The organism is Actinophytocola sp. (genome assembly GCF_050699915.1).
Classification (GTDB): domain Bacteria; phylum Actinomycetota; class Actinomycetes; order Mycobacteriales; family Pseudonocardiaceae; genus Actinophytocola.
On record NZ_JBOHGA010000096.1, the window covers coordinates 1 to 22,696 of the forward strand.

16 protein-coding genes are annotated in these 22,696 nt (G+C 71.5%); 12 read left to right on the top strand and 4 right to left on the bottom strand.

Annotation, left to right across the window (positions count from 1 at the left end; genetic code table 11):
* Positions 1-38 precede the first annotated feature (38 nt).
* Positions 39-1,328: an ABC transporter substrate-binding protein gene (locus ACRDSK_RS18205; protein WP_431442247.1), complete on the bottom strand. Its 1,290-nt coding sequence runs from the start codon at positions 1,326-1,328 to the stop codon at positions 39-41.
* A gap of 239 nt (positions 1,329-1,567) precedes the next feature.
* The gene (locus ACRDSK_RS18210; protein ID WP_431442248.1) at positions 1,568-2,971 is read right to left on the bottom strand and encodes a glycoside hydrolase family 16 protein; all 1,404 of its coding nucleotides are present in this window, start codon (positions 2,969-2,971) and stop codon (positions 1,568-1,570) included.
* A gap of 368 nt (positions 2,972-3,339) precedes the next feature.
* On the opposite strand from ACRDSK_RS18210, the gene gltB reads away from it, so the two are divergent.
* Both gltB and ACRDSK_RS18220 read left to right on the top strand, forming a co-directional pair.
* Positions 3,340-7,908, top strand: coding sequence for a glutamate synthase large subunit (gene gltB / locus ACRDSK_RS18215; protein ID WP_431442249.1), 4,569 nt, complete (start codon positions 3,340-3,342; stop codon positions 7,906-7,908).
* Positions 7,901-9,421, top strand: coding sequence for a glutamate synthase subunit beta (locus tag ACRDSK_RS18220; protein WP_431442250.1), 1,521 nt, complete (start codon positions 7,901-7,903; stop codon positions 9,419-9,421). Before gltB ends, ACRDSK_RS18220 begins: the two co-directional genes overlap by 8 nt.
* A 106-nt stretch (positions 9,422-9,527) precedes the next feature.
* On the opposite strand, the gene ACRDSK_RS18225 is transcribed toward ACRDSK_RS18220, so the two are convergent.
* Positions 9,528-10,976, bottom strand: a complete 1,449-nt coding sequence (locus ACRDSK_RS18225; RefSeq protein ID WP_431442251.1) for an aromatic amino acid ammonia-lyase — start codon at positions 10,974-10,976, stop codon at positions 9,528-9,530.
* 152 nt (positions 10,977-11,128) lie between these two features.
* Between ACRDSK_RS18225 and ACRDSK_RS18230 the strand changes: the two genes are divergently transcribed.
* From ACRDSK_RS18230 to dacB, 6 genes are all read left to right on the top strand, one after another.
* Positions 11,129-12,094 carry a trypsin-like serine peptidase gene (locus ACRDSK_RS18230; RefSeq protein WP_431442252.1) on the top strand — a complete coding sequence of 322 codons (966 nt, stop codon included), beginning with the start codon at positions 11,129-11,131 and terminating at the stop codon, positions 12,092-12,094.
* A gap of 79 nt (positions 12,095-12,173) precedes the next feature.
* Positions 12,174-12,776: a hypothetical protein gene (locus ACRDSK_RS18235; protein ID WP_431442253.1), complete on the top strand. Its 603-nt coding sequence runs from the start codon at positions 12,174-12,176 to the stop codon at positions 12,774-12,776.
* Positions 12,773-13,444 carry a DUF2461 domain-containing protein gene (locus ACRDSK_RS18240; RefSeq protein ID WP_431442254.1) on the top strand — a complete coding sequence of 224 codons (672 nt, stop codon included), beginning with the start codon at positions 12,773-12,775 and terminating at the stop codon, positions 13,442-13,444. Before ACRDSK_RS18235 ends, ACRDSK_RS18240 begins: the two co-directional genes overlap by 4 nt.
* 74 nt (positions 13,445-13,518) lie before the next feature.
* Entirely contained in the window at positions 13,519-14,943 is a 1,425-nt protein-coding gene (gene pyk / locus ACRDSK_RS18245) for a pyruvate kinase (protein WP_431442255.1), read from the top strand.
* 27 nt (positions 14,944-14,970) lie between these two features.
* Entirely contained in the window at positions 14,971-15,888 is a 918-nt protein-coding gene (tesB, locus tag ACRDSK_RS18250; RefSeq protein WP_431442256.1) for an acyl-CoA thioesterase II, read from the top strand.
* 129 nt (positions 15,889-16,017) lie between these two features.
* Positions 16,018-17,586, top strand: coding sequence for a D-alanyl-D-alanine carboxypeptidase/D-alanyl-D-alanine endopeptidase (gene dacB, locus ACRDSK_RS18255; RefSeq protein ID WP_431442257.1), 1,569 nt, complete (start codon positions 16,018-16,020; stop codon positions 17,584-17,586).
* A gap of 146 nt (positions 17,587-17,732) precedes the next feature.
* Here the strand turns inward: dacB and ACRDSK_RS18260 are convergent, their stop codons facing one another.
* A complete protein-coding gene (locus ACRDSK_RS18260) occupies positions 17,733-18,101 on the bottom strand; it encodes a hypothetical protein (RefSeq protein WP_431442258.1) in 369 nt (122 codons plus the stop codon).
* A 330-nt stretch (positions 18,102-18,431) separates the two neighbouring features.
* Here ACRDSK_RS18260 and ACRDSK_RS18265 point away from each other — a divergent pair, with 330 nt between their 5' ends.
* From ACRDSK_RS18265 to ACRDSK_RS18280, 4 genes are all read left to right on the top strand, one after another.
* A complete protein-coding gene (locus tag ACRDSK_RS18265) occupies positions 18,432-19,280 on the top strand; it encodes a helix-turn-helix domain-containing protein (RefSeq protein ID WP_431442259.1) in 849 nt (282 codons plus the stop codon).
* Positions 19,281-19,304: 24 nt separating this feature from the next.
* The gene (locus tag ACRDSK_RS18270) at positions 19,305-19,511 is read left to right on the top strand and encodes a DUF397 domain-containing protein (protein ID WP_431442260.1); all 207 of its coding nucleotides are present in this window, start codon (positions 19,305-19,307) and stop codon (positions 19,509-19,511) included.
* Positions 19,512-19,781: 270 nt separating this feature from the next.
* Positions 19,782-19,976 (top strand): hypothetical protein, encoded by a 195-nt coding sequence (locus tag ACRDSK_RS18275; RefSeq protein ID WP_431442261.1) that lies wholly within the window; start codon positions 19,782-19,784, stop codon positions 19,974-19,976.
* Between the two features lie 19 nt (positions 19,977-19,995).
* Positions 19,996-22,696: ATP-binding protein (locus ACRDSK_RS18280; RefSeq protein ID WP_431442262.1), on the top strand; the 2,701-nt coding region annotated here is incomplete at its 3' end.

The following is a 22,696-nucleotide window of genomic DNA, read 5'->3' on the forward strand; positions in this document are numbered from 1 at the left end:
GTCCTCCGGCGACGTCCCGCGGCGATCCAGCTGGGCCGTCATCCATCACCGGCCGCGGCCTTGATGTCGCTCATGGCCTTGTCCCACGCCTCGTCCGGGTTCGTGCCCTGCTCGACGCTGTTCAGCGCGCCGGCGAACGTCTGGCCGATGACGCCGCTCTGCGGGCCGTAGACCTGAACCGGCGCGTCCTCCAGCGAGGCGGGGAAGATCTTCCCGGCCGGCGCGTCGCTGAAGAACTCCGAGGTGAAGTCCGCGACCTCGGGCTGGGACCAGGTGCTCCGCTGGCTCGGGAAGTTGCCGATCGCCTTGAACAGCTTGATGTTCTGCTCCGGCGCGGTCAGCCACTTCGCGAGGTCCACGGCCGCCTCGACGTTCTTGCCCTGCGACGGGATCGTGACGTACGAGCCGCCCCAGTTGCCCGAGCCGCCGGGGATCGTCGCGATGTCCCACTTGCCCTTGGTCTGCGGGGCGTTGGCCTGGATGTAGCCCATCATCCACGCGGGGCAGGTGATCGTCGCGAACTGGCCCTGCTGGAAGCCGGTGTTCCACTCGGGGGTGAACTCGGGCAGCGCGGCGGACTGGCCGTCCTCGATCGCGCCGACCGTGAGGTCCCAGGCGTCGCGGACCGCGTCGTTGCGCTCGACGATCAGCTCGCCGTCGGCGTCGTAGAAGGTCTCCTCGTCGTTGCCGATGATGCCGGTGAACACATGGCCGCCGGCGTCGAACCACTTGACCTTCGGCACCTTCGCGGTGAACCGGTTGCCGACGTCGAGGTAGTCCTCCCAGGTCGACCACAGCGCGGACACCTCGTCGCGGGCGGTCGGCAGCCCGGCCTGCTCGAACAGGTCCGTGCGGTAGCACATCGCGAGCCCGCCGATGTCGGTCGGCAGCCCGATCAGCGTGCCACCGTCCGGAGTGGACGCCCGCTGGACGGTCGACTCGGTCCACTGCCCGGTGTCGACGTCGTGCTCGGTGAGGTTGACGAACTTGTCCGGCTGCCCGATGTAGCCCGACACCTGGCCGACCTCGACCACCTCGAGATCGGCGGCGCCGGACCCGGCGGTCAGCCGGGCCTGGAGGTTCTGGTGGTGGGTGCCGAAGTCGCTTCGGTTCTCCACGATCTCGACGTTGTCGTGCGCCTTCTCGTACTCGTCGTAGAGCTCCCGGTTGTCGGGCAAGGAGAAGTTGTCGCCGTAGACGTTGATCGTCAGCTTGACCTCGCCGTTCGCGTCCGCGCCGTCCTCGCTGCTTCCGCACGCGGCGAGGACGAGGGCGCTCACCGCCAGCGATGCGACGATCGCGCCCTTCGGTCGACTGGACGTACGCATGTGGGCCTCCTGCTGGCCACTTCGCTGTGTGTTCCGGCTCGATCATGAGAGCGCTCTCATGGGTGAGCGAAGGATCTCGTTCCCGTTGCGCGCTGTCAAGACCCGGCCACCACCTCGGGACCGTGGTGCCGGCCCCCCTCGCACCTGGGACGGGGTGCGAGGGGGAGCCGGCGAAAGCGATCCGAGCGTCGACGTGGCCTGTCACCGGTCGATCGGATCGCCGTCCACGGGGCCGGCGGTCAGCGGGCGAACGTGAACCAGTTGACGTTCACGAAGTCGGCCGGCTGGCCGCTGGTGTAGGTCAGGAACACGTCGTGCACCCCGGTGACCCCGCTGATGTTGGCCGGTACGGTCCGCCAGCTCTGCCAGCCGCCGGTGTTGCCGACTGCGAAGCTGCCGATCGGCGCGTTCGATCTGCTGTCCAGCCGGACCTCGACCAGGCCGCTCACCCCGCCCGCCGCGCCGGACGCCACCCGCGCGGAGAACTGCCGTGCGGGGGAGGAACCGAAGTCGATGTCGTCGTAGCGCGCCCAGTCGCCGTTGGCGACCCAGCCCACGTGGCTGCCGCCACCCGCGTCGGCCGTGCCTTCGACCTGCAGGCCGTTCTGCTGCTGGAAGTTCTCGGCCTCGAGCCGGCTGTACGCGTCGCCGCCGCCGGGCGGCGGGTCGGTCGGGCCGCCACCGCCGCCGCGGGTCCACACCGCCACGTAGTCGACGAGCATCGGCCGGCCCGGCACGGTCTCCGGGACCGGCGTGCCGCGGCCGGCGACGCCGTTGGGGAACGCGCCGCCCATCGCGACGTTGAGGATGATGAAGTAGCCGGCGTGGTTGGTCATCTGGTTCCAGGTGTCCGCGCCGACCTGGTTCTGGCTCACCGAGTGGAACTGCTGGCCGTCGACGTACCAGCGCAGCTGGTCGGCGGCGTCGTCCCACTCGAAGCGGTAGGTGTGGAAGGCCGACTGGCAGGAGGCGCCGGGGCACGGCCGGTTCGCGGCGAGGCCGTTGGTCTCGTTGCAGGGGCCGCCCGGGTTCACTCCACAGTGGAGCACGCCCCACACGGAGTTGATCCCGTTGACGTTCTCCATGATGTCGAACTCGCCGATGCCCGGCCAGTTCCAGTAGTTGCCGCGGAACGGCGAGCCCAGCGCCCAGAACGCCGGCCAGTACCCGAGTGCCTCGGTGCCGGTGACGTTCGGCATCTGGACGCGGCCCTCGATGCGCAGCGTGCCGCCGGCCGGTGGCTTGAAGTCGCTGCGCTGGGTCTCGATGCGGGCCGAGGTCCAGTTGCCCGCGCCGTCGCGCAGCGGCGTGATCCGCAGGTTGCCCGAGCCGTCGACGCTCACGTTGGCCGGGTTGTTCGTGTGCGCGGCGATCTCGCCGGTGCCCCAGTTGGGCGGGCCACCGGGGTAGCTGTGGCCGATGTCGAAGATCCAGTTCGAGCCCGACGGCAGCGAGCCGGCCGAGCCCTCGAAGTCGTCGGCCCACACCTGGGTCCAACCGGACTCCGGGGGCGGGACGGACGCTTGTGCTTGCTGTGTCAGGGGAAGCACGACGGCGACGGCCGCGGCGGCGGCGCCGAACGCGATGCGTCTCCTGGCTCGACGTACGGGTCGGGCAGGGGTCAGGAAGGGAGGAGCGGGCATGGGCGGTGACCTCCTCGTCACGCTCGGGCAGGGGTTCCGAGTGCCTGTGAACCAGGCCGCAGATATTGCCGCTTGCTATGGAAGCGCTCTCACAACGGATTGTCAACAGCCGCTGACCGGCGGGCATAGTCCTGCGCCGACTCCCTCGGCTACCCTGAAGTAGGTCAAATCCGGCGCCGGAACGTCCTCACCAGGGGTAAGGCGCCTTATCGCGCGGATCACGTCAATCGTTACACCGATCCCGACAAATCCGTGCTCGGTTCGTGGCTCCGGGGTTTCGGGACTGTTACGCTCGCGTCACACACGCGGGCCACCGCCGTCCCGCGCCCAGGATCACTGAGCGCGAGGACGACGAGGGAGGTCGACGCGTGATTTTTTCTGCCATTCCCGCTGCGCAGGGTCTTTACGACCCCACTGCCGAGCGTGACGCGTGTGGCGTGGCCATGGTCGCCGACATCCAGGGGCGACGCTCCCACGAGATCGTCACCGACGCCCTCGTGGCGTTGGCCAACCTCGAGCATCGCGGTGCCGCGGGCGCGGAGCCGACCAGCGGCGACGGCGCCGGGATTCTGTTGCAGCTGCCCGACGAGCTGCTGCGCGACGTGATCGACTTCAACCTGCCCGAGCCAGATGCGAGCGGTGCGCACGCCTACGCCACCGGCATCGCTTTCCTGCCAACCGATCCCGACCAGCGAGCCAGAGCCGTCTCGCTGATCGGCCGCATCGCCGGCGAGGAGGGGCTGGAGCTGCTGGGGTGGCGCGAGGTCCCGGTCGAGCCCGACGCGGCCGACGTCGGGCCGACGGCCCAGTCGGTGATGCCGCACTTCGCGATGCCCTTCTTCGCCACGGTGCCGGATGCCGACGGCCGCCGCGCGGCCGGCGTAGAGCTGGACCGGGTCACGTTCTGTCTGCGCAAGCGCGCCGAGCACGAGAGCGCCGCCGCCGGCTGCGGGGTCTACTTCCCCTCGCTGTCCGCGCGCACGCTGGTCTACAAAGGAATGCTCACCACCGCGCAGCTGCCGGCGTTCTTCGCCGACCTCACCGACGAGCGGCTGGCGAGCGCGATCGCGTTGGTGCACAGCCGGTTCTCCACCAACACGTTCCCGTCCTGGCCCCTCGCGCACCCCTTCCGGTTCGTGGCGCACAACGGCGAGATCAACACGATCCGCGGCAACCGCAACCGCATGCGGGCCCGCGAGGCGCTGCTGGCCACCGACCTGATCCCGGGCGACCTCACCCGGCTGTACCCGATCTGCGACCCGGACGGCTCGGACTCGGCGTCCTTCGACGAGGTGCTGGAGCTGCTCCACTTCGGCGGCCGGACGCTCCCGCACGCGGTGTTGATGATGATCCCGGAGGCCTGGGAGAACAACACCACGATGGACCCGAAGCAGCGCGCCTTCTACAAGTTCCACTCGAGCATGATGGAGCCGTGGGACGGTCCGGCGAGCGTGACCTTCTCCGACGGCACCCTCGTCGGCGCGGTGCTCGACCGCAACGGCCTGCGCCCGGCCCGCTGGTGGCGGACGACCGACGACCGCGTCGTGCTGGCGAGCGAGACCGGCGTGCTCGACGTGCCGCCGGAGAACATCGTCGCCAAGGGAAGGCTGCAGCCGGGCCGGATGTTCCTCGTGGACACCGCCGCCGGCAAGATCGTCGACGACGACGAGGTCAAGGCCGGGCTCGCCGCGGAGCTGCCCTACGAGGAGTGGCTGCACGCCGGGCTGCTCAAGATCGCGAACCTGCCCGACCGCGAGCACGTCGTGCAGACCAACGAGTCCGTGCTGCGTCGCCAGCTCTCCTTCGGCTACACGGAGGAGGAGCTCAAGGTCCTGCTCACGCCGATGGCGCTCAACGGCGCCGAGCCGATCGGCTCGATGGGCACCGACACCCCGCCCGCCGCGCTGTCGAAGCGGCCCCGGTTGCTGTACGACTACTTCAAGCAGAACTTCGCCCAGGTGACCAACCCGCCGCTGGACGCGATCCGCGAGGAGATCGTCACCTCGGTGCAGCGCATCATGGGCCCGGAGCAGAACCTGCTCGAGCCGAGCCCGGCGTCCTGCCGACACATCCAGCTGCCGCTGCCGGTCATCGACAACGACGAGCTCGCCAAGCTCATCCACGTCAACGACGACGGCGACATGCCGGGCTACGCCTGCACGGTGATCCCCGGACTGTACGAAGTGGACGGTGACGGCGAGGCGCTCGTGGCGGCCATCGCCCGGGTGCGCCGCGAGGCGTCCGAGGCGATCGCGGCCGGCGCGCGCATCCTCGTGCTGTCCGACCGGGACTCCGACCACCGGATGGCGCCGATTCCGTCGCTGCTGCTGGTCTCCGCGGTGCACCACCATCTCGTGCGCACCAAGGAGCGACTGCGCGTCGCACTGGTCGTGGAGACCGGCGACGCGCGCGAGGTGCACCATGTGGCGCTGCTGCTCGGCTACGGCGCCGCGGCGGTCAACCCGTACCTCGCGTTCGAGACCATCGAGTACCAGATCCGCCGCGGTGCGATCACCGGCCTCGACCCGCGCCAGGCGATCCGCAACTACGTGGCGGCGCTCGTCAAGGGTGTCCTGAAGATCATGTCCAAGATGGGCATCTCGACCGTCGGCGCCTACACCGCGGCGCAGGTGTTCGAGGCGTTCGGGCTCGCCTCGGAGGTGCTCGACGAGTACTTCACCGGGACCATCTCCAAGCTGGGCGGCGTCGGCCTGGACGTGATCGCTCGCGAGGTGGCCGGCCGCCACTACGCCGCCCATCCGGAGAACCCGAACGACCGGGTGCACCGGCGGCTCGAGTCCGGCGGCGAGTACGCCTACCGCCGCGAGGGCGAGCTGCACCTGTTCACGCCCGAGACCGTGTTCCTGTTGCAGCACGCCACGAAGACCCGCCGCGAAGAGGTCTACCGCGAGTACGTGTCCGAAGTGGAGCGCCTCAACCGCGAGGGCGGCGCGCTGCGCGGGCTGTTCCGGCTGCGCACCGAGGGACGCGCGCCCGTCCCGCTCGACGAGGTCGAGCCGGTCGAGGCGATCCTCAAGCGGTTCAACACCGGCGCGATGTCCTACGGCTCGATCAGCGCCGAGGCGCACGAGACCCTCGCGATCGCGATGAACCAGATCGGCGGACGGTCCAACACCGGCGAGGGCGGCGAGGAGACCGACCGCCTCTACGACCCGGAGCGCCGCTCGGCCATCAAGCAGATCGCGAGCGGCCGGTTCGGCGTCACCAGCGAGTACCTGGTGAACGCGACCGACCTGCAGATCAAGATGGCGCAGGGCGCGAAGCCGGGGGAGGGCGGCCAGCTGCCGCCGAACAAGGTGTGGCCGTGGATCGCGCGCACCCGGCACTCCACCGCGGGCGTCGGCCTGATCTCCCCGCCGCCGCACCACGACATCTACTCCATCGAGGACCTCGCCCAGCTCATCCACGACCTCAAGAACGCCAACGAGCACGCGCGCGTGCACGTGAAGCTGGTGTCCGAGCTGGGCGTGGGGACGGTCGCCGCGGGGGTGTCCAAGGCGCACGCGGACGTCGTGCTGATCTCCGGGCACGACGGCGGCACCGGCGCCTCGCCGCTCAACTCGCTCAAGCACGCCGGCACGCCGTGGGAGGTCGGCCTCGCCGAGACGCAGCAGACGTTGCTGCTCAACGGTTTGCGCGACCGGATCACCGTGCAGGTGGACGGCGCGATGAAGACCGGGCGGGACGTGATCGTCGCGGCACTGCTCGGTGCCGAGGAGTACGGCTTCGCCACCGCGCCGCTGATCGTGGCCGGCTGCATCATGATGCGGGTGTGTCACCTGGACACCTGTCCGGTCGGCGTGGCCACGCAGAACCCGGTGCTGCGCGAGCGGTACACCGGCCAGGTCGAGCACGTGGTCAACTTCTTCCACTTCGTCGCGCACGAGGTCCGGGAGTGGTTGTCGGAGCTGGGTTTCCACACTCTCGACGAGGCGATCGGCCACGCTGAGCTGCTCGACGTCGACGAGGCCGTGGAGCACTGGAAGGCCCAGGGGCTCGACCTCTCGCCGGTGTTCGCGGTCCCGGAGACGACCTACGGCGGTGCCCGGCGGCGGGTCCGCGCGCAGGACCACGGGCTGGACGAGGCGCTGGACCGCACGCTGATCCAGCTCGCCGAGGCGGCCCTGGAGGATGCCCACCCGCTGCGGCTGGACCTGCCGGTGCGCAACGTGAACCGGACGGTCGGCACGCTGCTCGGCTCGGAGGTCACCCGCCGTTACGGCGGCGACGGGCTGCCCGAGGACACGATCCACATCGAGCTGTCCGGCTCGGCCGGCCAGTCGCTCGGCGCGTTCCTGCCGGCCGGCATCACGCTGGACCTGATCGGCGACGCCAACGACTACGTCGGCAAGGGGCTGTCCGGCGGGCGGATCATCGTGCGGCCACACCCGGACTCGGCGTTCGCCGCCGAGCAGCAGGTGATCGGCGGCAACGTGATCGGCTACGGCGCCACAAGCGGCGAGATCTTCCTGCGCGGCCGGGTCGGCGAGCGGTTCTGTGTGCGCAACTCCGGCGCCGTGGCCGTGGCCGAGGGCGTCGGCGACCACGCGTTCGAGTACATGACCGGCGGCCGGGCGGTGGTGCTCGGGCCGACCGGGCGCAACCTCGCGGCCGGCATGTCCGGCGGTGTCGCCTACGTGCTCGACCTGGACCAGAAGCTCGTCAACGCCGCGATGGTCGACCTGCAGCGACCGTCCGGAGAGGACCTGCGGTGGCTGCGCGAGACCGTGCAGTGCCACCACCGCCACACCGGTTCCGCCGTGGCGGCCTCGCTGCTCGGCGACTGGACCCGGCGCGCGGCGTCGTTCACCAAGGTGATGCCGCGCGACTACCAGCGCGTGCTCGAGGCGATGCGGTTGGCCGCGGCCGAGGGACGCGACGTCGACGAGGCGGTCATGGAGGCTTCGCGTGGCTGACCCCAACGGTTTCCTGGAGCACGACCGCGAGAACGCGCCGAAGCGCTCGCACGCGGACCGGCTGGCCGACTGGCACGAGGTCTACGCCGACCTCGAGCCGGCCGAGCGGGATTCGCAGGTGCGCGAGCAGGCCACCCGGTGTATGGACTGCGGGATTCCCTTCTGTCACTCGGGTTCCGCGGGTTGTCCGCTGGGCAACCTGATCCCGGAGTGGAACGACCTGGTCCGCGGCGGCGACTGGCGGGCGGCGAGCGAGCGGCTGCACGCCACGAACAACTTCCCGGAGTTCACCGGGAAGCTGTGCCCGGCGCCGTGCGAGACCGCGTGCGTGCTGTCGATCTCGCCGCTGTCCGGCGGGCCGGTGGCGATCAAGCGGGTCGAGGAGGCCATCGCGGACGTGTCGTGGGAGAAGGACCTGGTCCGCCCGCGGCAGTCGGCGGTGGCGTCCGGCCGGCGGGTCGCGGTGGTCGGGTCGGGTCCGGCCGGGCTCGCGGCGGCGCAGCAGCTGACCCGCGCCGGCCACGAGGTGACCGTGTACGAGCGGGACGACCGGCTCGGCGGCCTGCTCCGGTACGGCATCCCCGAGTTCAAGATGGAGAAGAAGGTCCTCGATCGGCGGCTCGCGCAGCTGCGGGCCGAGGGGACGAGGTTCGTCACCGGCTGCGAGGTGGGTGGCACCCGCCCGGGTGACCTGGCGGTGGAGACGCTGCGGGCGTCCTACGACGCGGTGGTGCTGGCGGTCGGCGCGCTGCGCGGCCGCGACGCGTCGGACGTGCCCGGGCGCTCGCTCGGCGGCGTGCACCTGGCGATGGAGCACCTGGTGCCGTCGAACAAGGAGTGCGAGGGCGACGGGCCGACGTCGATCTCCGCGGCGGGCAAGCACGTGCTGATCATCGGCGGCGGTGACACGGGCGCGGACTGCTACGGCACGGCGACGCGGCAGGGCGCGCTGTCGGTGACGCAGCTGGACCAGTACCCCGAGCCGCCGTCCGAGCGGGACGACGACATCTCGCCGTGGCCGGTATGGCCGTGGGTGCTGCGAACCTACCCCGCGCACGAGGAGGCGGGGGAGCGGCGGTTCGCGGTCGCGGTGGAGGAGTTCGTCGGCTCGCCGTCCGGGGACGTGGAGGCGGTGCGGCTGCGTGAGGTGGTTGTGCGCCGGAACCCGGACACCGGCGCGCGCGAGGTCACCCCGGTGGGCGACGAGGTCGAGGAGGTGGCGGCGGACCTGGTCCTGCTGGCGATCGGCTTCGAGGGCGTGGAGCACATGCCGCTGCTGGAGGGCCTGGGCCTGTCACTGTCGCCGCGCGGCTCCCTGTCATGCGGCCCGGACTGGCAGACACAGACCCCCGGAGTCTTCGTCTGCGGCGACGCGCATCGCGGTGCATCCCTTGTGGTGTGGGCGATCGCGGAGGGCCGCTCGGTGGCCAATGCTGTGGATGCTTTCCTTACTGGCCACTCGGACCTGCCCGCCCCCGTTCACCCGACGGCACTGCCGCTGGCCGTCGTCTAGACGACCGGCACCCATTCGGAGACGACGAACCAGGCCGCGACGCGGTCCGACGCCGACTAGCGGCACCCACGTTCGCGGCCGGTCCGCCCACGACTCGCGATCGCGACTACAGGTCCGCGAAGTCGTCCAGCAGGCCGACGGCCGCCTCCAGGTCCGCGGACAGTGGGCGGTCCGCGAGGTCAGGGTCGAGCACCGCGCCGGCGGCCTCGAAGGCCTCTCTGATCGGCAGGTCCATCAGGTCCGCCGGCCGCATGCGCAGCGCCCGTACCGCGGCGACCAGCTCGCACGCCAGCACCTGGCGGTAGGCGTCCGCCGCCGAGCCGGCTGCCCGGGCGGCCTGCGTCGCGAACGACGCGTGGTCCTCCACGCCTCGCGAGACCACGGCCGTCCCGAGCGTCACCGGCAGCGCGGCCTGCCGCAGTGTCGCCAGCGCGTCGTGGGTCACGTACTCCAGGATCATCACCCCGGAGCTGCCCGGCGGGCCCGACGCGAGGAACGCCGGCAGGCCCGTGAACGACGGCTCGACCAGGTCACCGAGCCGTGACGCGGACAGCTCCGCCACGTGGTGCACGGTCGCCCGGGTCTGGTCCAGCGCGACCGCCACGTACGCGGTGTGGAAGTGCGCGTGGTGGAACACGTCCCCGGCCGACAGCGACACCATCGGGTTCTCCGTCGCCGCGTTGATCTCTACCGTCAGCACCTCGGTCAGGTACCCGACCGAGTCCAGCGCCGGGCCCTGCACCTGCGGGAACGCGCGCAGCCCGTACGGGTCCTGGATCCGCCGCCCGCGCGGCGGCGTGCCGCTCATCCCCAGCAGCCGCCGCATCTCGGCCGCGCACCGGACCTGGCCGGGGTGCGGGCGCGCCTCGTGCACGGCCGTCGCGTACGCCTCCGGCGAGCCACCCAGGACCACATAGGACAGTGCGGCCACGACGTGGCTCGCGCGCAGCAACCGGTCCAGGGCGTCGGTGGCCAGCACCGCGTCGGCGAGCGTGGCGGCGTTGCTGCTCATGAACGCCAGCGCGTCAGAGGTGTCCAGCGTGACCGGCCGCAGCGAACCGGACACCCACGGGCGCTCGCCCGCCAGCGTCAGCGCGGTCTCCGCCAGCGCCGTCAGGTCACCGGTGCCGATCGCGCCCGTGCGGTGCACCAGCGGCGTCGCGCCGGTGGTGAGCGCGGTGGCCAGCGCGTCCAGCAGCCGCGGGTGCGCACCCGAGCCGCCCGCGGCCAGCTGGTTTAGCCGGATCAGCAGCATGGCCCGCACCTGCCGCGCCGGCATCGGCTCGCCGATCCCGCCCGCATGGCTGCGCAGCAACCGCCACCCGTGCTCCGGCCCGGCGTCCTCGTCGACGGTCAGGTCGCGGTTGGCGCCGACGCCGGTCGTCCGGCCGTAGATCTCCCGGCGCGCCGCGAGCTCGGTGACCAGCTGCCACGCATCCGACGCCCGCTTCTCCGCCTCGGGCGCCACCCGCACGGCGAGGTCCTCGTCCGCGACCCGCGCCACGTCCGCGCAGCGCAGCGTCCGCCCGTCGACCACCAGCTCGAGATCAGCCACGTAGGCCATTCTGGTGGTGCTCCGTGCGGCACGGTCACTCCGCTACTTCTGGCGGTGTTCGGGTCAAAGATTCGCCAGGTACGTTCACAGACCGTTGACACCTATCCCCCCTGTACGGACGGCCGGACTGGCCGCCCGAAAGGTAGGTACTGATGAACAAGATCTGGCGAGGCGCGATCGGCTTGGCAGCCGCCGGGCTGGCGGTGGCCGCGTTCGTGGCCCCGTCGGCGACGGCTGAGAACCCGGCGCCCGGGGTGGCGGTGCACGACATGGGTGCGCTGACGACCACGTGGACGCCCGAGGCCATGCGCAACGCGATCCCGCTCGACCGCCTGCTGCCGAAGGTGGACGCGTCGAGGGTGACCCACGACGTGCTGCGGGGCGCTCCGCAGGTCGTGCAGCCGACCGGCTCGCTGCTGAACGACGTGCTTCCGATGGCCTTCCCCAACGGCGGCGGCGACTGGACGGGCGGCGGCGCGGTCGAGAAGACCGCCGGTCGCGTGTTCTTCACCTATCAGGGCCGGCAGGCGTCCTGCAGCGGCAACGCGGTGACCAGCGGCAACAAGAGCGTCGTGATGACCGCCGGGCACTGCGTGAAGCTCGAGGGCGCTTGGCACACCGACTGGGTGTTCGCGCCCGCGTACAACAACGGCAACGCGCCGTTCGGCACCTGGGCCGCGAAGACCACGCTGAGCACCCCGCAGTGGGAGGCCAGCGAGGACATCAACTTCGACGTCGGCGCCGCTGTGGTCAACCCGCTGGACGGGCAGAGTCTGACCGACGTCGTCGGCGGCCAGGGCGTCGCGTTCAACCAGGCGCGCGGCCAGGACATGTACGCGTTCGGGTGGCCGGCGGCCGACCCGTACGACGGCACGAAGATGATCTACTGCAGCGGCACCACGTTCGACGCGCTGATCAGCGACGGCATCGGCATGACGTGTGACATGACCGGTGGCTCCAGCGGTGGCCCGTGGTTCCAGGAGTTCGACGAGGGCACCGGCTCCGGGATCCAGAACTCGGTGAACAGCTACAAGATCAACCTCATCCCGACCTGGATGTTCGGCCCGTACTTCGGCGCCGACGCCCAGGGCGTGTACAACGCCGCGTCGGCCGGCTGAGTCCTTCCTTCCCACCGGCGGGTGGTGCCCTTCGGGGTGCCACCCGCCGGCCGTTTCCGCCGGCATACCCTGACCGGCGATGACCGATCAGCTCCTCGATGACCTCCGCACGCTGGCCATGGTCAACTACGGCCATTTCACGTCGATGCGGGTCGACGGCGGCCGGGTCCGCGGCCTCGGCCGACGCCTGGAGCGGCTGGACCGCGACGCCCGGGAGCTGTTCGGCCGCGGCGTGCCGGCCGACCTCGTGCGCGGCCGGCTCCGAGAGGCCGTGGCCGACGCGCAGGGCCCGGTGTACGCCAAGGTCTCCGTGTTCGCCCGGCGGTTCGACCCGGCCGTGGCCGAGCACGATCCGACTTCGGCGCCGGGCCTGGTTCGATCGAGCATCGTCGAGTACGAGCAAGACCCGCCGCACTCCAACATGTTCGGGTCGTTGAGCATTGGACGGGTGGCAGGTCGCTGCGGCGATTTCAGTGAGGCGACGGAGTCGAGCGTCAGCTTCGTGTCCGGTGACGATCCGGTCGTGCCCACCGCGCCCGCCCTCTCGAGGGTGGCCATCCACCGGTCGCGTACCGCGCAGGCGACCCGCGGCGCGCGGGTGGGGACCCGACCGGCGGTCCTGTCATCCGACCGCCACGTGCGTCGGCAACCCGACGAGGCGATTCCCGAGGAGGCCGTATGACCACCACGTTCCACGGGTTCGGCGAGCACGCGGTCGACTTCTTCGACGGGCTCGTCGCCGACAACTCCAAGTCCTACTGGACCGACAACAAAGCCGTCTACCAGGCCGACGTGCGCGAGCCGATGGAGGCGCTGCTCGCGGAGCTGGCGGGGGAGTTCGCCACCGACATCGGCAAGGCCACGGTGTTCCGGCCCTACCGCGACGTGCGGTTCGCCAAGGACAAGACGCCCTACAAGACCCACTGCGGCGGCGTGATCGAGCCGGGCCGGGGCGCGGGCGCGTACTACGTCGAGCTGAGCCCGGCGGGGATCCGCACCGGCGGCGGTTGCTTCCACCTCCAGCCCGACCAGCTGGCGCGATACCGCACCGCCGTCGCCGAGGAGATCCACGGCGAGGCGCTCGGCAAGATCGTCACCAAGCTCGACAAGGCCGGCTGGGAGATCAAGGGCGACCGGTTGGCCACCCGTCCGCGCGGCGTGCCGGCCGACCATCCGCGACTCGACCTGCTGCGCCACCGCTCGGTCTACGCGACCCGGACCTGGCCGCCGGACGACGTCCTCCACGAACGCGCCCTGCTCGACCGCGTCCGCAAGGCGTGGCGGGCGCTGCGCCCGTTCAACGAGTGGGCCCGTGACCACGTCGGGATCAGCGAGCAAACACGGCGATAACTTTCTGGATCGATCCGCGCGTTACCGCCCGGTACTTCGGGATCGTTCCAGCCGACAGGGCTAGGCTGCGTCCCGTGAGTCGACGAGCGAAGATTGTATGCACTCTTGGGCCGGCGACCGCCACCCACGAGAAGGTGCGTGACCTGGTCGCGGCCGGCATGGACGTCGCCAGGATGAACTTCAGCCACGGCAGCCAGAGCGACCACAAGCAGGTCTACGACCTCGTCCGCACGGCGTCCGACGAGTCCGGGCGCGCGGTCGGCATCCTGGCCGACCTGCAGGGCCCGAAGATCCGCCTCGGCACCTTCGCCAACGGCCCGTGCGAGTGGCGCGTCGGCGACGTCGTCCGGATCACCGTCGAGGACGTCGAGGGCACCCACGACCGCGTGTCCACCACGTACAAGGGCCTCGCCAAGGACGCCAAGCCCGGCGACCGGCTCCTGGTCGACGACGGCAACGTCGGCCTATCCGTCACCGCGATCGAGGGCCAGGACGTCGTCTGCGAGGTCACCGAAGGCGGCAAGGTCAGCAACAACAAGGGCATCTCGCTGCCCGGCATGGACGTCTCGGTGCCGGCGATGACCGAGAAGGACGTCGAGGACCTGGAGTTCGCGCTGCAGCTGGGCGTGGACTTCGTGGCGCTGTCGTTCGTCCGGTCGCCCGCGGACATCGACACCGTGCACCAGGTGATGGACCGGGTCGGCCGCGGCCGGCTGCCGGTGATCGCGAAGCTGGAGAAGCCAGAGGCGGTCTCGAACCTCGAGGCGATCGTGCTGGCCTTCGACGGTGTCATGGTGGCCCGCGGCGACCTGGGCGTGGAGCTGCCGCTCGAGCAGGTGCCGCTGGTGCAGAAGCGGACGATCCAGATCGCGCGTGAGAACGCGAAGCCGGTGATCGTGGCGACCCAGATGCTGGAGTCCATGATCAACAACTCTCGGCCGACCCGCGCCGAGACCTCCGACGTCGCCAACGCGGTGCTCGACGGGGCCGACGCGGTGATGCTGTCCGGCGAGACGAGCGTCGGCCGCTACCCGATCGAGACCGTGCGGACCATGGGCCGGATCGTCGAGGCCGTGGAGAGCGAGACGACCGTCGTGCCGCCGCTGACCCACGTCCCGCGCACCAAGCGGGGCGTGCTGTCCTACGCCGCACGCGACATCGGCGAGCGGCTCAACGCCAAGGCGCTCGTGGCGTTCACGCAGTCCGGCGACACGGTGCGCCGGCTCGCCCGGCTGCACACCCACCTGCCGCTGCTGGCGTTCACGCCGGAGCCGGCCGTGCGCAGCCAGCTGGCGCTGACCTGGGGCGTCGAGACGTTCATGGTGCCCGAGGTGGACTCCACCGACCTCATGGTGCGGCAGGTCGACATCTCGATGCTGTCGATCGGGCGGTACCACGCCGGCGACCTCGTGGTCGTGGTCGCCGGCTCCCCGCCCGGGACGGTCGGCTCGACTAACCTCATCCGCGTCCACCGGCTCGGCGAAGAGGACCACGCCTGAGCCGACGGAGTCGGCGAAGGGGCGATCATGACCGAGGCGGCACGGCAGGCCGCGGCGGACCTCGCCTCGTCGGGCGACGGTCTGGTGAGCGGCCAGCCCGTGCTCGACCTGCTGGTGGCGCTGCTCGATCTGGAGCGGATCGAGGAGAACATCTTCCGCGGGGTCAGCCCGGCGGAGTCGCCGGTCCGGGTGTTCGGCGGGCAGGTGGCCGGGCAGGCGCTGGTCGCCGCCGGCCGGACCGTGCCGGCCGAGCGCAAGGTGCACTCGCTGCACGCGTACTTCATCCGCCCCGGCGATCCCAGCATCCCGATCGTCTACGAGGTGGACCGCATCCGCGACGGCCGCTCGTTCACGACCCGGCGAGTGATCGCGGTCCAGCGCGGGAAGGCGATCTTCGCGCTGTCGGCGTCGTTCCAGCAGCCCGAGCCCGGGCTGGAGCACGCGGAGCCGATGCCGGCGGTGCCCGACCCGGAGACGCTGCCGACCAGGGCGGAGTCGATGCGCCGCTACGCGGACAAGCTGGGCCCGATCGCCCGCGTCCCACGGCCGATCGACGTGCGGTACGTGACCGACCCGCCGTGGGAGGTGCGCGACCGCGGGCCGGCGGAGGCGCGCAGCCAGGTGTGGATGCGCGCGGACGGCAGCCTCCCGGACGACGAGCTGCTGCACGTGTGCGTGCTGACCTACGCCTCGGACATGACACTGCTGGACTCGGTGTTGGTGCGGCACGGGGCGTACTGGGGCCTGGACCGGGTGCTGGGCGCGAGCCTGGACCACGCGCTGTGGTTCCACCGGCCGTTCCGCGCCGACGAGTGGTTCCTGTACGACTGCGCATCGCCGAGCGCGTCGGGGGCGCGGGGGCTGGCCACCGGGCGCTTCTTCGGGCGTGACGGGACCCTGATCGCGACCGTGGTGCAGGAGGGACTGCTCAGGATCCTCGACTGAGTCGCGGATCTCAGCGCTCCCAGGACGAACCACCCGGTTGGCGATTGTCTCAGCGGCCCCGGGGTAGGAGGATTCCTCACCTCTGCCTTGCCTGCTGCGGGAGTCGCTGTGGAACCTCGTCCTCTTCGTGTGCTTGTTCTGCTCGCCGGGTTCGTGTTGCTCATCGGTGCGGTCGGGGCCGTGTCGCCCATGTCGTCCGTCTCCGCGCAGGACGGGCCGGACCGCGGGGACCTCGGGGCCGACCTCGACGCCATCCTCGCCGACCCGGGACTCACCGGCGCCGACGTCGGGCTCGTGGTCACCACCCTCGACGGCGAGGCCGTATACCAGCGCAGCAGTGACCGCCGCCAGCAGCCGGCCTCCAACGCCAAGCTCGCCTCCTCCGCGGCGGCCCTCGAGATCCTCGGGCCCGACCACCGGTTCACCACGACGGTCGCGAGCCCGGCCCGCCGCCAGGGGCAGACGCTGCGCGGCGACCTGTACCTCAAGGGCACCGGCGACCCGACCATGCTGGCCGACGACTACGCCACCCTCGCCAAGCAGTTCGCCGACAGCGGCATCACCACCGTCCGCGGCAAGCTCGTCGCCGACGACACCTGGTTCGACGACACCCGGCTGGGCCTCGGCTGGGCCTGGGACGACGAGCCGTACTACTACAACGCGCAGATCTCCGCCCTCACCGCCGCCCCGGACAGCGACTTCGACGCCGGGTCGATCATCGTCCGGGTCGAGCCGGGGGCGAACGGCGAGGCGCGAGTCACCACCGAGCCGCCGACCGACTACGTCAAGATCCGGAGCACCGCGACCACCGGCGCACCCGGCTCGGACGACACGATCTCGGTCGACCGCGAGCACGGCTCCAACGTCTTCACCGTGACCGGCTCGATCCCGGCTGACGGCACCGCCGACTCCGAGTTCATGGCCGTCTGGGAGCCCACCGGCTACGCGGCCGCCCTCTTCCGCGACGCCCTGCGCGCGCACGGCGTCCGGGTCCTCGGCCCGACCACCCGCGGCGCGACGCCCACCGGCGCCACCGAGTACGCCGCGCGCGAGTCGATGCCGCTCAGTGAGCTGCTCGTGCCGTTCCTCAAGCTCAGCAACAACATGCACGCCGAGATCCTGGCCAAGACGATGGGCCGGGCGACCAGCGGCGAGGGCAGCTGGGACGCCGGTCAGGACGCGGTCGCCGCCGTCCTGCCGACTCTCGGCGTCACCGGCCCACTGTCCCTTGTGGACGGCTCGGGCCTGTCACGGATGGACCAGATCGCGCCGGACCAGCTCGCCGCACTGCTCGGCGGCGCCGCCGGCCGGCCGTGGTTCCCGGAGTGGTACGAGGCCCTGCCGATCGCGGGCAAGGCGGACCGGCTGGTCGGCGGCACGCTGCGCAGCCGCATGCGGGGCACGGCCGCCGAGGGCCGGGTGCACGCCAAGACCGGCTCGTTGACCGGGGTGAGCGGACTGTCCGGCTACGTCGACGCCGCGAGCGGCGAGCGCCTGGCCTTCTCGATGGTGACGAACAACTCGATCGGCGTGAACACGAGGGCCATCGAGGACGCCGTCGCCATCCGGCTCGCGTCCGAGGGCGGCTCGGCGACCGACGCCGGCCCGGCGTCGCGCGCACCGGCCGCCGACCCGGGTCCGCGCCAGGGCGCGAACAACCGGGTGGACCTTGAGTGCAGCTGGCTCAAGGCCTGCTGAGGGAGTTGACAGGGCGGGCCCGGGATCGGTCGGGGGTCGATCCCAGGCCCGCCGCCTGCACAGACGACCTGGGGGAGAAGTGGGGGAGACAGGTCGCCCGACGCGAGCATGGGATCGGGGCTTCCCTGGCTCGCGGTCCATGAGGTTCAGCCGGGTGTCTTCACCATCCCGAACCGGGGCGGCTCGGCCAGTACCACTGGCCGGCGCATGGGCGTGGTCACCTCGACGACCTGCGGCTGGTCCTCGGTCGCGATCAGGCACAGGTGTGCGGAAAGGTAGGCGCGGCAGGGGGCCGGCGTGCGGCCGAACCGGCTGGGGCGGCAGTTCGGGCAGCGGCCGAACTGGTCCGGGTCGTGCTCGTCGAGGACCGCCTTCAGCGCCTCGACCAGTCGGGGCAGCTCGCACCTCGCCACGGCCGCGGCCGTCCGCTCGTCGCCGAACTCCGCGCGATGCACCACGTCCGCCAGGTAGCCGGCCAGGGACGTCTCGAGCTGGCCGAAGATCGGACTACTCACCGTGACTCCCGTGCGAAAGGCGATAACTGGGGGCTAACTTCTGAGCGCTCGACTTGCGGTCTCGCGATTCATGCGTCAATCTGCATCCCAGAGGGCTTTGGTCTGACTACCTATGGCGCGGCCCATCCGTCGATTAGCAGCTTGCGACGAGAGACACGCAAATTGCAAGTTGCACTACCCGATCGGGTGACGCAGAGATTGGTCGATGCTGGAAATGATTACCGAGTGCGGCACCCTGTTCGGGGTTTCCGCGATTTCAGGACGATTGCGCCGCCGCGCCCAAGGGGAACGCATCCGGGGACCGGCCGGCGAGCGAAGGTGAGGTGACTGATGTCCCGAGGTCCCAGCCCGACGGTGCGACGCCGGCGGCTCGCGAGCGAGCTGCGCCGGCTTCGGGAGGCCGCCGAGCTGACCATCGACGAGGTCGGCGAGAAGCTGGAGTGCTCTGCCTCCAAGATCAGCCGAATCGAGACCGGCCACGTGGGGGTTACCCCACGCGACGTAAGAGACATGCTCGAGGTGTACGGCATCGAGGACGACGAAAGGGAGGCCTTGGTCCAGCTGTCCCGCGAGGCCCGCAAGAAGGGCTGGTGGCACGCCTACAACGAGGTGTTCACCGGATCCTTCGTGGGCCTGGAGTCGGACGCGGCCTCCCTGCACACCCACCAGGCGCTGCTCGTGCCCGGCCTGCTCCAGACCGAGGGCTACACGCGCGCGGTGATCCGCGCCATCCGCCCGGACTCCGAGGAGGCCGATGTGGAGCGTCGGGTGGCGGCCCGGGTGACCAGGCAGAAGCTGCTCACCGACGCGCACCCGCCGGAGTACTGGGCGGTGATCGACGAGGCCGTGCTGCACCGCACGGTCGGCGGTCCGGAGATCATGCGTGCCCAGCTGGCGCACCTCGTGGAGCTGGCGGCGCTGCCGCACGTGACCCTGCAGGTGGTGCCGTTCGCGGCCGGGGCACACGCCGGCATGGAGTGCCCGTTCCTCATCCTCGGCTTCCCCGAGCAGGCCGATCCCGATGTCGTTTATGTCGAGTACACAACATCTGGCGTCTACTTGGAACAGCCTTCCGACGTGCACCGGTATACGTTGATGTTTGACCATTTGCGTGCGGCGGCGTTGCGACCTGATGACACCGCTGCAGTGGTCGAGCGGGCGGCCGACCGGCTTGCCTAGCGTCGATTTCGAGAGGAGCAGGGTGTGACCCTTTCTGACCTGTCAGCTGCCAGCTGGCGCAAGAGCAGCCGCAGCGGTGCCAGCAACGACTGTGTCGAGCTCGTCGTGGCAGGAATCGGCGCCGCGGTCCGCGACTCGAAGCGTCCCGAGGCGGGCCACCTCGAGTTCGGGGGTAGCGGTTGGGACGCGTTCATGGGGGTCGTGAAGGACGGTCGCCTCGGCAACGTCTGACGCGTCCCCCCGGGCCGTGCCGGTATCTCGACGTTCCGGCCACGTGATCGCCCGGGCAGGTGCTCTCCAGACCCTGGAGCACCGGCTCGACCACCCTGCCCTTACCCCGGTCCCCGCACTGTGTGGGCCATCCCTTACCTCACTCCTTACCCGCGCGGCGCGCCGCGTAAGGGTTCTCCACGCCAGTCGTGCGTGATCTTCCGATGCCCGCCTCCGGGCCTCAGCACGAACCTTGACCTCGTCAACGAGAGAAGCGGACGAGGAGTCGAGATGAACGTGACCCCGGAGCTCGTCAGGGCCGAGATGGACTACCGGATCGAGCAGGCGCTCGAAGGCGCCGCCCTGGAGCAGGTGCGCGAGGCGAGGCAGGCGCGGCGTCGGATCCGCCGCCTGCGCGGCACCGCCGGCACCCACGGTGACACCGGGCCGCGCCCGGCGATAAATGGGGCGCCTCGGGCCGCCTGAGGTGTGCGAGCATGCGTGCGTGGCACGCCTCGGCTCCGGCATTCCCCTGGTGGCACGCGACCGGGAGATGAGCCGGTTGCGTGCCGCTTTCGAGCAGGCCGTGGCCGGCACCCCGGTGGCCGTGCTGATCTCCGGCGACGCCGGGGTCGGCAAGACCCGGCTCACCGAGGAGCTCGCCGCGCTGGCGCGGGACAAGGACGCCGTGGTGCTCACCGGCCGGTGCCTGGACGCCGGCGAGACCGGACTGCCCTACCTGCCGTTCGTCGAGGCGATCGCACAGGTCCCCGACCGTGAGCGGGCCGTGCTCGCGCATCCCGCGCTGGCTCGGCTCCTCCCGGACGCGATCCTGCCCAGCGGGGAACGGGCCGGGAGCGGCATGCCAGGAGGCGCCGTCGTCGCGGGGGCGGGCGCGCGCACGGCCGGCCGCGCCGAGCAGGACGTCGGCCAGCTGCAGCTGTTCGACGCCCTGCACGCTCTGCTCACCGGCCTCGCCGCGGAGTCGGTCGTCGTGCTCGTCCTCGAGGACCTGCACTGGGCGGACGCCTCCACCCGGCGGCTGCTCACCTTCCTGGTTTCCCGGCTGCGCGAGCAGCGGCTGCTGATCGTCGGCACGTACCGCAGCGACGACCTGCACCGCCGCCACCCGCTTCGCCCGATGCTGGCCGAGCTGGTCCGGCTGCCCGCGACGGAGCGGCTGGAGCTCGGTGCCTTCGACGACACCGACTCGCGCAGGTTCGTCACCGCGCTCGCCGAGGAGCTGCTGCCCGAGGACACCCTCCGCGAGGTCGCCGGCCGCTCGGAGGGCAACGCGTTCTTCGCCGAGGAGCTGCTCGCCGCCTACACCGAGGACGGCGCCAGCCTGCCGGCCACGCTCGTCGACGTGCTGCTGGCGCGGGTCGAGCGGCTCGCCGAGAACGCCCAGCAGGTGATCCGGATGGCGTCGGTGGCCGGCCGGCGGGTGCCGCACGCGACGCTGCTGGAGGTGTCGGGCCTGTCGGAGACCGACCTCGAGGAGGCGCTGCGCGAGGCCGTGCAGCACCACGTGCTCGTGGCCGCGCAGGACCGGGGCATCGAGGTCTACGCGTTCCGCCACGCCCTGCTGCGCGAGGCGGTCTACGGCGACCTGCTGCCGGGGGAGCGGGTCCGGCTGCACAGCAGCTACGCGCGCCGGCTCGCCGGCCAGCACGGGCGGGGCGTGGCGGCCGCGCTCGCCCACCACAGCATGGAGAGCCACCAGCTCCCGCAGGCGCTCGCGGCGTCGATCGAGGCGGGGGACGAAGCCAAGCAGTCCGGGGCGCCGACCGAGTCGCTGCACCATCTGGAGCGCGCGCTCAAGCTGTGGGACGCGGTGTCCGAGGCAGAGCGGCCGCCAGGCGTCGACGAGGCCGTGCTGTTGCGCAAGGCGTCCCATGTGGCCGGCGGCGCGGGGGAGCCGGAGCGGTCGGTGGCGTTCGCCCGGCAGGCGGCCAAGCTCGCCGACGACACCGACGACCCGGAGATCGCGGGGATGTCGTGGCGGCGGCTCGCGTCCGCGCTGTTCGTCGTGGAGGGCAAGGAGGACGAGGCGCGCCAGGCGATCGTGCGTGCCTGGGAGCTGGTCGAGGACCTGCCGGCGACGTGTGAGAAGGCGTGGGTGCTCGCGGTGTACGCGTCGATCCTGCGCGGCATGCGCGAGCCGGTCGAGGCGCGCACGTTCGCGGAGCTGGCGGTGCGCGACGCGCGGACGGCCGGGGAGCCGGGCGTGGAGGCCGACGCGCTGATCACGCTGGGTGCGCTGGACGAGGCCGAGGGTCGGGTCGACCAGAGCCGGGAGCGGCTGCGCGACGCCCAGCGCCTCGCGACGACCGCGGACGCGCCGACCGTGGAGCTGCGCGCGCGCCACTACCTCGCCATGAACTACTACGAGCAGGCCGACCTCGACGAGTCCGTACGGATCATCGACGAGGGCGTGGCGCGCGCCAAGAGCATGGGACTGACCTGGGGGACCTATGGCTTCGAGCTGCGCGCCCTGAAGGTCACCGCCCGGTACACGCGCGGCGACTGGGACGAGAGTGAGGCGGCCGCGGAGCCGCCGGGGCGGCGCGTGTCGAGCACGGTGTCCGCCCGGCTCGCCGCCGTCGGCAGCCACGTGATGGTGAGCCGCGGCAAGCTCGCCGAGGCCGCCCGGCTCGCCGCGGACCTGAAGTCCGAGTGGCACAGGGACTTCCAGATCGGCGCGGCGATGGGTCCCGGGACCGCGGAGCTCGCGTTCTGGCAGGGCCGGCCCGAGGAGGGCGTGGCCGACGTTCGCGACGCACTCGACTGGGCCGAGCGGATCGGCGGCGAGTGGATGATGGTCGGCATCCGGCTCGGCGCGCTCGGGGTGGCGCTGTGCGCGGAGCTGGCCGAGCGGGCCGTACGCCGCCGGGAGGACGGCGAGCGGCAGCAGGCGGTCGAGCAGGGCGAGCGGCTGTACGAACACGCCCGCAACACCGCGCGTTTCGGCCGGCCGAGGACCGGCACGCTGGGGCCGGAGGGCAAGGCGTGGCTCGTGCGGGCGGAGGCGGAGTTGTCCCGGCTGCACGGGAAGAGCTCGCCGGAGCTGTGGCGCGCGGCGGTCGACGCGTTCGGCTTCGGCGCGGTGTACGAGCAGGCACTGTGCCGGTGGCGGCTCGGCGAGGCGCTGCTGCGGGCGGACGAGCGGGACGAGGCCGCCACCGCGCTGCGGGCCGCCGCGGAGG

Bases quoted from the DNA above. Each gene is read 5' to 3' on its own strand.
- ACRDSK_RS18230 (WP_431442252.1), top strand. From the start codon at position 11,129: ATGAACAAGATCTGGCGAGGCGCGATCGGCTTGGCAGCCGCCGGGCTG.
- tesB (WP_431442256.1), top strand. From the start codon at position 14,971: ATGACCGAGGCGGCACGGCAGGCCGCGGCGGACCTCGCCTCGTCGGGC.
- ACRDSK_RS18235 (WP_431442253.1), top strand. From the start codon at position 12,174: ATGACCGATCAGCTCCTCGATGACCTCCGCACGCTGGCCATGGTCAAC.
- ACRDSK_RS18265 (WP_431442259.1), top strand. From the start codon at position 18,432: ATGTCCCGAGGTCCCAGCCCGACGGTGCGACGCCGGCGGCTCGCGAGC.
- ACRDSK_RS18275 (WP_431442261.1), top strand. From the start codon at position 19,782: ATGAACGTGACCCCGGAGCTCGTCAGGGCCGAGATGGACTACCGGATC.
- ACRDSK_RS18210 (WP_431442248.1), bottom strand. From the start codon at position 2,971: ATGCCCGCTCCTCCCTTCCTGACCCCTGCCCGACCCGTACGTCGAGCC.
- ACRDSK_RS18240 (WP_431442254.1), top strand. From the start codon at position 12,773: ATGACCACCACGTTCCACGGGTTCGGCGAGCACGCGGTCGACTTCTTC.
- ACRDSK_RS18205 (WP_431442247.1), bottom strand. From the start codon at position 1,328: ATGCGTACGTCCAGTCGACCGAAGGGCGCGATCGTCGCATCGCTGGCG.